We start from the raw sequence: 11,958 nt of genomic DNA on the forward strand, positions 1-11,958 counted from the left end.
GCTGGCACGGCGGCCGCAACTGCTGCTGCTCGACGAGCCGCTCGCGGCGCTGGACAAGAAGCTGCGCGAAAGCACGCAAGCCGAGCTGATGGAACTGCAGCGCCGGCTCGGCACGACCTTCGTCATCGTCACCCACGACCAGGAGGAGGCAATGACGATGGCGAGCCGGATCGGCGTGATGAAGGCCGGCAAGCTCGCCCAGGTCGCGCGCCCGCGCGAGCTCTACGAGGCACCGCGCTCGCGCTGGATCGCCGAGTTCGTCGGCGACGTCAATGTGTTCGAAGGCGAGTTCAAGCTGCGTGACGGTCATCGCCTGGTGATTGCCACGCGCGATGCCGGCACGCTGGTGACGGCCGAGCCGCGCGAGCCCGTTGGCGAGACGAAATTGTCGGTCGCGATCCGGCCCGAGAAGGTCAAGCTCTCGCGCCGCGGGCCGGTGTCCGAGGCCGGCCGTGAAATGGCGATCAACAGCCTGGATGGTGTGATCGCCGACATCTGCTATCTCGGCGGCACCACCACCTACAAGGTGAAGCTCGACGCCGGCGGAACGGTGCAAGCTTCAGTCGTCAACAGCGCGCGCCTCGACGTCGACGCCTACAGCGTGAACCAGAACGTCGTTGCCTGGTTCACGCCCGACGACTGCGTGGTGCTGCAATCATGAGTTCCCGTCGCATCTTCGCGCGGCCGGCGCGTTTTGCAGCGATCGCGCCTTACCTCTGGATGATGCTGTTCTTCCTGGTGCCGTTCGCCTTCGTGCTGAAGATCAGTCTGTCGCAGACGGCGATTGCGCAGCCGCCCTACGATCCGGTGTTCGACCTGACGGCGGGGTGGGAGGCGCTGAAGACGGCCCTTGCCGCGTTGTCGATCGACAATTTCAGGCTGCTGATCTCCGACGATATCTATGTGTTCGCCTACGTGCGCAGCCTCACCGTCGCCGTTACCGCGACTGCGCTGCTGCTGCTGATCGGCTACCCCATCGCCTACGGCATGGCGCGGCTGCCGAGGAGTTGGCAGGCGGTGGCGATGGTGCTGGTGATCGTGCCGTTCTGGACCTCGTTCCTGATTCGCATCTATGCCTGGATCAACATCCTCCAGCACGACGGCCTGCTCAACCAGATCCTGCTGGCGCTGCATCTGGTCAGCCAGCCCGTGGTGTGGCTCTCAACCGACAGCGCGATGTATATCGGCATCGTCTATTCCTATTTGCCGTTCATGATCCTGCCGCTCTACGCCACGCTCGCCAAGATGGAGCCGGCGCTAGAGGAGGCGGCCGGCGACCTCGGCGCGCCGCCCTGGCAGGTGTTCTGGCTCGTCACCTTCCCGCTGTCGCTGCCCGGCGTCGGCGCCGGTGTGCTGCTGTGCTTCATTCCCATCGTCGGCGAATTCGTCATTCCGGACCTACTGGCCGGCTCCAACGCGCTGATGATCGGCCAGACCCTGTGGCTCGAATTCTTCACCAACAAGGACTGGCCGGTTGCGTCCGCGGCGGCCATCGTGCTGCTGGTGGTGCTGCTGGTGCCGCTGTTGCTGTATGAGCGGCTGCAGAAGCGGCAGCTGGAACAGGGGCGCTGAGACGATGCGCAAGGTCTCCCGCCTCTCCCGCTTCAACATTGCCTCGCTCACGCTGGGGCTGGCGTTCCTTTACTTGCCGATCCTCATCCTCGTCATCTATTCCTTCAACGCCTCGCGGCTGGTGACTGTGTGGGGCGGCTGGTCGCTGCGCTGGTATCACGAGTTCTTCAATGACCGCGCCATGATCGAGGCGGCCTGGATGAGCCTGCGGGTTGCGGTCTCCTCCGCCACCATCGCCACGCTGCTCGGCACGCTCGCGGCGGTCGCGCTGTCCCGCGGCGAGCGGTTTCGCGGCCGGACGCTGTTTTCCGGCATGCTCTACGCGCCGCTGGTGATGCCGGAGGTGATCACGGGATTGTCGCTGCTGCTGCTGTTCGTTGCGCTGAACGCCGAGCGTGGCTTCTGGACCGTGACGGTCGCCCACACCACGCTGACGATGTGCTTCGTTGCGGTGGTCGTGCAGTCCCGCCTCGGCTCGCTCGATCGTTCGCTGGAGGAGGCCGCGATGGACCTTGGCTGCGACCCGGTCCGCGCGTTCGTGGCAGTCACTCTGCCGCTGATCGCGCCGGCCATCGTCGCGGGCTGGATGCTGGCGTTCACGCTGTCGCTGGACGATCTCGTGATTGCGAGCTTTACCACCGGTCCCGGCTCGGCCACGCTGCCGATCAGGATCTACTCGGAGGTGCGGCTGGGCGTGAAGCCCGAGATCAACGCGATCTGCACGCTGGTGATCGCCCTGATTGCAATCGTCATCGTGATCGCTTCGCTCGCTTCGAAGCTGTCGAGCTCGCGGGGCGAGAGCGCAGCGCCGCTGTAGCCGGTCGTCCGGCGAACCGCGCGCGGGTTGCATCCTGGACCACTGCGCCGAGCTGCCGTAGAGCCAGCGCATTGAGCGGAAACTCGAGCAGGATGTGGATCAGGCTCAGCGCCAGCAGGAAGGTGAAGCCGAACGCGTAGTCGTAGAAATAGAGCGCGGTGGCCGCCGCACTGGCGGCCGCCATCGCCGCCAGCCGCGCCTTCGGCACCGCGGTCCAGCGGATCACGTCGGCTTTGATGAACCAGTTGAGGTAGTGATAGGTGTAGACGAAGGCGAGCAGGCTGGTCAGCCTGGTGTCGAGCACGAGGCCGGGTACGCCGAACAGACGCCCCAAGGCCGGGCCGACATTGCCGAAATAATCCTGGCCGACCCGGGCAAAGCTCGCGATCCGGATTTCGGCGGCCGGGGGCAGCAGCAGAATCGTGGCGATCGCGACGAGGTAGGCCACCACCAGCGCGGCCTGTGCGCGGCTGCCGGACCTGTAGGCGCCGAGCACCATGAAGATCAGCGTGAACAGCGAGACGTGGATGAGCGTTGGAATCAGGATGCCGATGACGGCGAGCGACGATCCGCTTGAATACATGATTGCGGACAGCGCGATCGCCACCATGAACAGCAGCATGCTCTCGATCGCAGAGGTGGTGGCCGCCAGCATGGCGCAGACGACCAGCGCGCCCCACATCGCAAAGCCGAACCACGAGGCGTTGTCGATCAGCGCCGCGACCACCGCGATGATCGCGAGGGCGGCCGCAATCCCGCGATGAGGCAGGTAGTAGCTGCGGTCGTGCAGCCACGAGATCTCGGTGAAATAGTGCGCCGGGCCCAGCACGACATAGGCCAGCAGCAACAGCTCGAACGGCACCAGGTAGGCCATCGCGAGCGCCAGCAGCATCAGGCCGAGATGGATCGCGTCGTTGCTGCGCATGATGCCGTGCCCCACCATTCGGGGCACGGAGCTTAGGGCAGGCGTGGACAATCTTCAATTGTTCACGTTGTCGCTTGAACGCTGTGCTTGCGGCGACCGGGTGCGTCCTGTCGCGTCAGGACTTCACCGCACCCGCCGTGAGCCCGCCCACCATGTAGCGGCGGAAGGCGTAGTAGACCGCGGCCGGCGGCAGCGCGTAGATGAAGCCGGTGGTCATCAGCAGCTCCCAGGGCGAATCGTCGGCGGCAAGGAAGTTGCCGAGCGCGACGGGGAGGGTGATCTCGCGGTCGTTGGAGAGCAGCAGGAACGCGTAGAGATATTCGTTCCAGGCCAGCAGCACCGCATAGGTGCCGATCGCGACCAGCGAGGGCATCATCAGCGGCAGGTAGACCAGACGGAAGATCTGGAGCGTCGTGGCGCCGTCCATCACGGCGGCCTCGTCCAGCTCGACCGGCAGCTTGTCGGAGGCCTGCTTGAGCACCCAGATCGCGTAGGGGCTGGCGATCGTCACCATCGCCAGGATCAGCGACCAGTGATTGTTGAGCAGGCCGTAATTGCCCATGGTCCGGTACATCGGCACGGCGAGGAACGCCGCCGGGATGAAATAGGTGAAGAGCGCGAGGTTGAGCACCACGCGTCCGCCCGGCACCTTCAGCCGCGAGATCGAGAACGCCGCCGCGGTGGCGATGAACAGCGTCAACGCGCCGACGGCCGCCGCGATCACCACCGAATTCCAGAACTGTACGTAGAAATCGCGCAGGAAGTAATGCTGCTGCTTGAACACGATCTCGAAGTTGTGCAGCGTCGGATGATCCGGCCACAGCTTGCCCGAGAACGCGTCCTCTTTCGGGGAGATCGCGAACAGGAACATGTGATAGATCGGGATCATCGTCCACAGGAAGACGGGAATGCCGATCAGCAGGAGCCGCGCTTCGGTCCCGACTTCGCGCAAGGAGGGGAGCTTCATCGCGACAACCGTTTCATCATGAAGTACACGAGCGGCAGGACGAACGGCATTGCGCAGACGATGGATGCCATCGCCAGCGAGAGCTGGTCGAGCCGGAGATAGCGGATGCCGAGCGTCGACAGCACGTGCGTGAGGTCGGCCGGGCCGCCGCCGGTGAGCAGATAGACGCTGTTGAAGTCGCCAAGCGTCCAGATCATCGAGAGCAGCGTGCAGGTGACGTAGAGCGTCTGCATCGACGGCCAGGTGATGTAGCGGAATTTCTGCCACCAGCTCGCGCCGTCGACCTCGGCGGCTTCGAACAGATCGTGCGAGATCGCAAGGCGGCCGGTGATCAGGATCAGCGTCCAGAACGGCAGCGACTTCCAGATGTGCACGGCGATCGCCATGCTGAGCGCCACGGTCGGGTCGTTCAGCCAGTTCGGGCCGTCATCGCCGGTGAAGGAGAAGATCAAATGGTTGATCATGCCCCATTCGGGATTGAGCATGAAGCGCACCGACAGGATGGTCGGGATCGATGGCACCGCCCAGGGCAGGATGAAGATCACCGAGAGCCATTTGATCCAAGGGCGCTGCACGGCGAAGAAGCCGGACAGGAACAGTGCGATCAGCATCTTGATGTTGATGCCGATGACCAGGAAGATCAGCGTGTTGACCGCAGCGCGCGCGAAGATCGGGTCGTTGTAGAGCGCCACATAGTTTGCCGGAGCGCGCGCCAGCCACAGCCCGTAGCAGACGGGATAGACCACGAAGGCCAGGAAAACGAGCAAATAGGGCGCGAGCAGCACGATGCCCCAGACCTGCGCCGGGGTCAGCCGCGACGACAGGGGCGGGCCGGGAATTGCCTGATCGCCAGAGAGCGTGATCGCCATTCTTTTCGGACTCTTCAAAGAGAAGCCGGCCGCAAAACGCGGCCGGTATTGTTCTTACACCTCTCCCCGCAGAGCGGGGAGAGGGGCGGATGACTTAACCCGCGACCTGCTTGATGCGGGCGATCAGTTCGTCGACGGCCTTGTCGACCGGAACCTTCTCGCTGACGACGCGGTTCATCGCCTTCGCCCACACGTTTTCGTTGTTGAGGATCGTGAACTTCCAGTTCTTGGTGAAGTCGAACGCCGCGGTGCCGCCCTTGAACTGCGTGTAGACGGCCTTGCGGTGCTTGTCAGCCTGCCAGAACGGGCTTTCCTGACTTTCCTTCGTCACCGGGAACCAGCGGCCGAGCGCGCCCTCGATATAGGGACGGACGTTCTCTTCCTGGAGCAGGAAGCTGATGAACTGCTTGGCCTCGGCCTTGTTCTTCGCCGCGGTGAAGACCAGCCCGGTCTTGACGTCGGAGCGGTAGCGGATGGTTGAACCATCCGGCCCCTTGGGGAAGGAAGCCGTGATGATGTCCTGCTCATAGGCCTTCTTGCCGGCCTCGCGCTGCTCTGGCGTCAGTGCCTGGTTCGAGGAATCCTCAAACCACTTCGCCGCGATTGAGATCGTGAAGTTGTGGGTCATCACGATGGTCTTGTTGTGGAAGGCGACGTTGTTGTCGGGATCCTTCCAGGTCGTCGAGGACGGCGGCGTGCAGCCCTTGATATAGGTGTCGGTGTAGTCCTTCATCGCCTTGATCAGGTTCTCGCGAACCGTGGGATCGTCGACCGTGAGCTTGCCGTCATCGTCGACCAGCTTGACGTGATAGGCGTCCATGAAGGTGTAGAACGACTGGAAAGCGTCGGTGGATTCCACGCCCATCGGCTGGCCGACGGCATAGATGCGCTGGCCGGTGGCCTTGCGGATCGCCGGCTGCACCTTGTCGCACCAGAACGTCCAGTACCCCGTCCAGTCGTTCGGGATATCGGCCTGCTTGAAGCCTGCCTTCTCCAGCATGTCGTTCCAGATCTGGACGTGCATGCTCTGCTGCTTCAGCGGGAAGCCGTAATAGGCCTTCTTCTTGGCGACGTCGTTGTAGAGGATCGACGCATCGAGCGTGTTCTGCACGAACCGGCCCTTGATCGGCTCCATGACGTCGGAGAGATCCTCGAGCTTGCCCTCATAGGCCCACTTGCCCTGCGCCTGCACGTCATAGGAATCGGAATAGGCGACATCGGGCACGGTGCCGGCATCGAGCGCGGCGACCGTCTTCGGAATCATGTCCTGGATCGCGTATTGCGACAATTCGACCTTGATGCCGGTCTTGGCTTCGAACTTCTTGATCGTCTCGATCAGTGCGTCGTCTTCGGAGCGGTAAAAGCCCTTGCCCCACCAGACCGTGATCGTCTTCTGCTGCGCAAATGCGGGTGCAGCGGCTGCAAACAGCCCGGCCGCAGCGACCGCCAGTGATACTGCGCCAATAACCTTGGATTTCACGTTTTTCTCCCTCAAACGGCCGGTGTTTTTAACCGGTCGTATAAAACACTAGCGCATGGCGATAATCCGATCTAGCGGCATGTTGTCAGACCTAGGTCGTGGTGTGTCGGCCTGTGGAGATGCTTAACGCGTGCATCGATCCAATCGCCGCATCAATTCGCCCTGATCAATTCGCGATCATCGGGCAGCGGCAGAGGAACGCGATCCTCAGTTGGACTTCGCATTCTCTTTGGCATTCTCCGCCGTCGGCGATCCGTCCTGCGCGGGGCGCTTTCCGCCTCCGGTAATGCGCTGCTTCAGGAGATCGAGGAAGGGAGACGCCGCAGGCGATTGTCGGATCAGGCTTTCAGGGTCGGGGAAAATCAGCGGATCGTCCCAGGGGCCCTGTACCATGAAGGGCAATTGAAACCCGGACGTCGTATTGAGGCTTGCCACGCCCTTCATGTCGTATTCGCGCGTCGGCACCGAGGCGGTGCCGGTCAGCGTGATCTTTGCGGCCGGCCCTTCGATGCGGATGTCCTCGGCGGTGGCGATCCCGTCGGAGAATTTCACCGCGATGGTGAGATTGCTGTATGGCGTCGAACCGTTGCGGAAATTGCCGCCGCCGGACAGCGGCCGCCGCTCCAGGCGCTTCAGGAGCTGTTCGGCGTTGAAGCCCGAGATCGCGCCGTCGTGCCCGGTGACGGTGGCGCTGCCGTCGAGCGACTGCACGAGGCCGAACGGGCTCGAGCCCGAGGCGAACAGCGACACGTTGATGTTGCCGCGGCCGGACAGCTTGTTGAGGCCGAACAGTTCGGTGGCGCAGGCCTGGAGATCGACGTCGGTGAACTGGAATTGCGCCTTGATGTCGGCGACGGTGTCGGAGCGCGCGATGCCGAACGAGCCCTTGGCGATCCCGCCATAGATCTGCGCCTCGCCGACCGAGAGCGCCAGCGTGCCGTTGCGCAAATTGGCGCCAATCGCCGTGCGGCCGAGCTTCGTCGGCCCGACCGTCAACTTTGCCGCCGACAGGCGCATGTCGAGGTCTGTGGTCGACAATCCGTTGAGATCGAACAGCTGCCTGTTCCAGTCGCGCGCGCCGCTCGCGAGCAGGCGGAAGGTGGAGATATAGGGTGTGAAGTCGAGCGCGTCGGCGGCAAGCGTCGCCTGCAAGGTCTGCCGGCCGTTATTGGCGTAGGTCATGACGCCCTCGGCGGCGTTGCCGTCGAGCTCGACATTGACATTGGTGAGCGCGATCGAGGCCCCGACGACGTTGGCGCGCGCCTTCAGCACGAAGCGGCCGAAACCGCCGCTGGCGGGCTGTGGCTGCCCGGTCCAGCGCAGCGCGTTGCGCAAGGAGGGGCTGTCGATCGTGAGCGTACCTTCCATCATCGGGCTGGTGCGGTTGGCGACGCTGCCGTCGAAGGCGAGCTTGAGCGGTGCGCTGGCGATCCGCGCCTTCAAACCCGATCGCTCGCCGGAGAGGGCGGCGACGAAATCGGAGAAGCTGATCGTGCCGTCGACACGCTCGCCGCGCCAGTCGAACTGTCCGGTCGCGGCGAAGGAGCGCGAGATCGAGGGCCAGGCCAGCGACAGGTCGATGTCGTTGAACTGCTCGGTGGCGTGCGTGGCGGCGTCCTCGTAACCGAGCACGCCGTCCTGGATCCGGATTTCGGAGAACGAGATCTGGTTCTCGGCCCCGGGCTTCATCGTGCGCGCGATGGTCTGGATGAAGGGCGTCCAGTTGCTCTCGCCGTCCGGCTTCAGGCTGACATGGATGCGGGGCCGCAGCAGCGTCAGGTCGGCGATCTCGAACCGTTGCAGCAGCAACGGCAGCAGCCGCAGATTGGCGGTGAGCACGTCGACATGGAGCGCGGGATTGCTGGTGCCGCCGTCCTTGAGGCCGACGTCGTGGAAGGAGATATAGCTTGCCGGCAGCACCGAGATGTCGATGTTCCCAGCGACACTGAGCTCGAGCCCGGTGACGTCGCGGATCTGCGCTTCGACCGCCTTGCGCAGCGCGTCGCGGTTGATGAGCCAGGAGGTCGCGATCAGGGCGATCAGCGCCACGCCGAGCAGCGCCGCGATCGGCGTCCCGAGGCGCTTCATTCCTTGGGCCATGGTCAATGGCATGTCCTGATCGGGTTGGTCGTTGGAGCCAGCAGGGCGGGCCGGGAAACCTGCATGCCCACGCCTAAGCCCTATTGTGTTAAGTCCCGCAACTTGATGGGTTTTCTTGTCGCTTTCAAGGCCGCGGACGGTTCTGCCCACGGCGTGGGCAGCTTCTATCACCCAGGCGCGGTGCGGAGAACCCCGTATCATTGACGGCTTTGGAGGATTTCGCCTAATAATCGCCGCCAATAGGGCGCGACGCCTCCAAGCCGAAGGTTCAGTCGAAGGTTTTTTGCATGAACAAGGTCTATCCCGACGCCAAGTCGGCTCTGTCAGGCATTTTGAAAGACAACATGATGATCATGTCGGGAGGCTTCGGTCTCTGCGGCATCGCCGAGGAGCTGTCGGACGCGATCCGCGAGTCCGGCGTCAAGGGCCTGACGGTGGTCTCCAACAATGCCGGCGTCGACGGCATCGGACTCAGCCGCCTCCTGGAAACCCGGCAGATCAAGAAGATGATCTCGTCCTATGTCGGCGAGAACAAGCTGTTCGCCCAGCAATTCCTCGCCGGCGAGCTGGAACTCGAATTCAATCCGCAGGGCACGCTGGCCGAGCGCATCCGCGCCGGCGGCGCCGGCATCCCGGCCTTCTACACCAAGACCGGCGTCGGCACGCTGATCGCGGAAGGCAAGGAAGTGAAGGAGTTCGACGGCGAGAAGTACCTGATGGAGCGCGGCCTGTTCGCCGATCTCGCCATCGTGCATGCCTGGAAGGGCGACACCGCCGGCAACCTCATCTACCGCAAGACCGCGCGTAACTTTAACCCGATGATGGCGACCGCCGCCAAGATCACGGTGGCCGAGGTCGAGCATCTGGTTCCGGCCGGTGAACTCAATCCCGACCATATCCACACGCCCGGCATTTTCGTGAAGCGCATCGTCGAGGTCGGCTCGGCCAAGAAGCGCATCGAATTCCGCAACACCCGCCCGCGCACGAGCGCATGATCCGGAAAAGTGGACACCGGTTTTCCGATCAGATCACGCGCCACTAAAGAATCGACAGGAGCACAATTATGGCCTGGACCCGTGAACAGATGGCTGCGCGCGCCGCGAAGGAATTGCGTGACGGCTACTACGTCAATCTCGGCATCGGCATCCCGACGCTGGTCTCGAACTACATCCCCGACGGCATGGACGTCAGCCTCCAGAGCGAGAACGGCATGCTCGGCATGGGTCCGTTCCCCTATGAGGGCGAGGAAGACGCCGATCTCATCAACGCCGGCAAGCAGACCGTGAGCGAACTGCCCTCGACCTCCTATTTCTCGAGCGCGGATTCCTTCGGCATGATCCGCGGCGGCCACATGGATCTGTCGATCCTCGGCGCCATGCAGGTGGCCCAGAACGGCGATCTCGCCAACTGGATGATCCCCGGCAAGATGGTCAAGGGCATGGGCGGCGCGATGGATCTCGTCGCCGGCGTCAAGCGCGTCGTCGTGGTGATGGAGCATTCGGCCAAGGACGGCGCAAAGCTCCTGAAGCAGTGCAACCTGCCGCTGACCGGCGAGCGCGTGGTCGACATGGTCGTCACCGACCTCGCCGTCTTCACCATCGACAAGCACGGCAATGGCGGCATGGCGCTGATCGAGCTCGCCGACGGCGTCTCGCTCGACGAGGTCAAGGCCAAGACCGAAGCCGAGTTCCGTGTCGCGCTGAAGAACACGTAAGGTCGTCGCAAAGGGGGCGCGCGTGACGATACGGTCGGCGCGTCCCGAAGACGCCGAATTCATCGCAAGAACCATCCTGTCGTCGCAGCGCGGCTATCGGTCGCGCGGCTGGTTCGATGTCGCGCTCGGCTGGCCCGATGCGCGGTGTCGCGATTTCATCGCGCGCATCGCGCTCACGCATGCCGTGTCGATGTGGCACGTCTCGCAATTCCTGATCGCCGAGGTCGATGGCAGGCCGGCCGCCGCGCTCTGTGCTGTGCCGGCAGCCGGTACGGGACCCGCGGCCTGGTGCGCGATCGAGGAAGTTGCCGCCGAGACGGGGCTCGATCCGTCTGAGCTGGAAGCCATCCGGCGACGCGGCGCCTACACGCGCGCCTGCTGGGTTCAAGGCGGCGACGGCGACTGGATGATCGAACATGTTGCAACTGACCCGGCCTATGGCGGCCGCGGCCTCGTGCAGGCACTGGTCGCGCACGCGCTGGATAAGGGCCGGGCGGCCGGATTTGGCAGGGCGACGATCTCGTTCCTGATCGGCAACATGCCGGCCGAGCGCGCCTATACCAAGGCCGGTTTTGTCTTCGCGGACGAGAAGCGCGATCCCGCGTTCGAGGCGTTGATCGGCGCGCCCGGCTTTCGCATGTTCGCGCGGGAGATTTGAGGTTTCGTAGCCCGGATGGAGCGCAGCGCAATCCGGGGATCTCGCGAGCAGATGGTCTGATCCCGGATTGCGCTTCGCTCCATCCGGGCTAAGCAAAGGCGGCTACGACCTCACCGCCCACACCTTGCTCCACCTTGCCGACACGCTTGCAACCCATGATGTCTCCTCGCGCAGCAGGCGGAAGCCGAGATTGGCAGGCGGCACGCCCTGGGCGCAGCCGCCGGCGCGGGCATCGCGGATGAAATCGGTGACATAGGCGCGGTGCGCGCCTTCGGCGACGCGCACGCCGCAGTTCACGGTCGGGCGGCCGGCATTGCCTGAAGCGTCGACGCGCGAACGCACGAAGCAGGTCGAGGTCCACTCCCAGACGTTGCCGGCGAGATCTTCGATGCCGTGCTCGTTGGGGCCGAACTTGCCGAACGGATAGGCCGTGGTGTCGGAGAGGTCGCGTTCGGATTCGCGCTCATAGCGGCTGATCCAGCGCTTTGAAGGATCGTCCGCGTCGACCGCTACACCATCATCCCTGAATTTGGAGCCGGCCGCAAAGGCCCATTCTGCATCGCTCGGCAGGCGGTAATGGTGACCCGTCTTGCGTGACAGCCAGCCCGCATAGGCTTCGGCGTCGTGCCAGTTCACCTGTACTGCGGGGCGATCGGGGGCGACGGCCACGTCGCGATCCAGCGCGCGGCAAGCGCCATCATGCACGCAAAGCTGATAGTCGGATGACGAGACCTGGTTTCGCATGATGTGCAGCGGCCGGTCGACGCGCATCGCGCGCAGCGGCGCTTCCGCCTGCTGCCCGCCACGCGTGAAATCACCGGCCTCGCGATAGGACACGCTGCCCGGCGCGACCCTG

Annotated in this window: 12 protein-coding genes; 6 read left to right on the forward strand and 6 right to left on the reverse strand. The window is 64.0% G+C overall.

What is annotated here, in order from left to right:
* The 3 genes from MOV74_RS17940 to MOV74_RS17950 form a co-directional block, all read left to right on the forward strand.
* The coding region (locus MOV74_RS17940; RefSeq protein WP_246925084.1) for an ABC transporter ATP-binding protein at positions 1-661 on the forward strand (661 nt) is incomplete at its 5' end.
* A complete protein-coding gene (locus MOV74_RS17945) occupies positions 658-1,572 on the forward strand; it encodes an ABC transporter permease (RefSeq protein ID WP_246925087.1) in 915 nt (304 codons plus the stop codon). The genes MOV74_RS17940 and MOV74_RS17945, both read left to right, overlap by 4 nt.
* 4 nt (positions 1,573-1,576) lie before the next feature.
* Positions 1,577-2,389, forward strand: coding sequence for an ABC transporter permease (locus MOV74_RS17950; protein ID WP_246925088.1), 813 nt, complete (start codon positions 1,577-1,579; stop codon positions 2,387-2,389).
* Here MOV74_RS17950 and MOV74_RS17955 read toward each other — a convergent pair.
* The 5 genes from MOV74_RS17955 to MOV74_RS17975 form a co-directional block, all read right to left on the reverse strand.
* Positions 2,322-3,314 carry a hypothetical protein gene (locus tag MOV74_RS17955; RefSeq protein ID WP_246925090.1) on the reverse strand — a complete coding sequence of 331 codons (993 nt, stop codon included), beginning with the start codon at positions 3,312-3,314 and terminating at the stop codon, positions 2,322-2,324. The genes MOV74_RS17950 and MOV74_RS17955 overlap by 68 nt on opposite strands.
* Positions 3,315-3,429: 115 nt before the next feature.
* Positions 3,430-4,281 carry a carbohydrate ABC transporter permease gene (locus MOV74_RS17960; protein ID WP_246925092.1) on the reverse strand — a complete coding sequence of 284 codons (852 nt, stop codon included), beginning with the start codon at positions 4,279-4,281 and terminating at the stop codon, positions 3,430-3,432.
* Positions 4,278-5,150 (reverse strand): carbohydrate ABC transporter permease, encoded by an 873-nt coding sequence (locus MOV74_RS17965; RefSeq protein ID WP_246925093.1) that lies wholly within the window; start codon positions 5,148-5,150, stop codon positions 4,278-4,280. The genes MOV74_RS17960 and MOV74_RS17965 overlap by 4 nt, the downstream gene beginning before the upstream one ends.
* Before the next feature lie 94 nt (positions 5,151-5,244).
* The gene (locus MOV74_RS17970; protein WP_246925095.1) at positions 5,245-6,630 is read right to left on the reverse strand and encodes an ABC transporter substrate-binding protein; all 1,386 of its coding nucleotides are present in this window, start codon (positions 6,628-6,630) and stop codon (positions 5,245-5,247) included.
* 207 nt (positions 6,631-6,837) lie between these two features.
* Positions 6,838-8,730, reverse strand: a complete 1,893-nt coding sequence (locus tag MOV74_RS17975; RefSeq protein ID WP_246925102.1) for an AsmA family protein — start codon at positions 8,728-8,730, stop codon at positions 6,838-6,840.
* A gap of 287 nt (positions 8,731-9,017) precedes the next feature.
* On the opposite strand from MOV74_RS17975, the gene MOV74_RS17980 reads away from it, so the two are divergent.
* The 3 genes from MOV74_RS17980 to MOV74_RS17990 all read left to right on the forward strand — a co-directional run bounded on the left by MOV74_RS17980 (position 9,018) and on the right by MOV74_RS17990 (position 11,102).
* Positions 9,018-9,725, forward strand: a complete 708-nt coding sequence (locus tag MOV74_RS17980; protein ID WP_246925096.1) for a CoA transferase subunit A — start codon at positions 9,018-9,020, stop codon at positions 9,723-9,725.
* A gap of 68 nt (positions 9,726-9,793) precedes the next feature.
* On the forward strand, positions 9,794-10,444 hold the full coding sequence (locus MOV74_RS17985) for a CoA transferase subunit B (RefSeq protein WP_246925097.1): 651 nt from the start codon (positions 9,794-9,796) through the stop codon (positions 10,442-10,444).
* Positions 10,445-10,466: 22 nt separating this feature from the next.
* Positions 10,467-11,102: a GNAT family N-acetyltransferase gene (locus tag MOV74_RS17990; protein ID WP_246925098.1), complete on the forward strand. Its 636-nt coding sequence runs from the start codon at positions 10,467-10,469 to the stop codon at positions 11,100-11,102.
* Positions 11,103-11,204: 102 nt separating this feature from the next.
* On the opposite strand, the gene MOV74_RS17995 is transcribed toward MOV74_RS17990, so the two are convergent.
* On the reverse strand, positions 11,205-11,958 hold a 754-nt coding region (locus MOV74_RS17995), incomplete at its 5' end, for an SUMF1/EgtB/PvdO family nonheme iron enzyme (protein WP_246925099.1).

The sequence above is a fragment of the Bradyrhizobium sp. SHOUNA76 genome (assembly GCF_023006445.1).
Classification (GTDB): domain Bacteria; phylum Pseudomonadota; class Alphaproteobacteria; order Rhizobiales; family Xanthobacteraceae; genus Bradyrhizobium.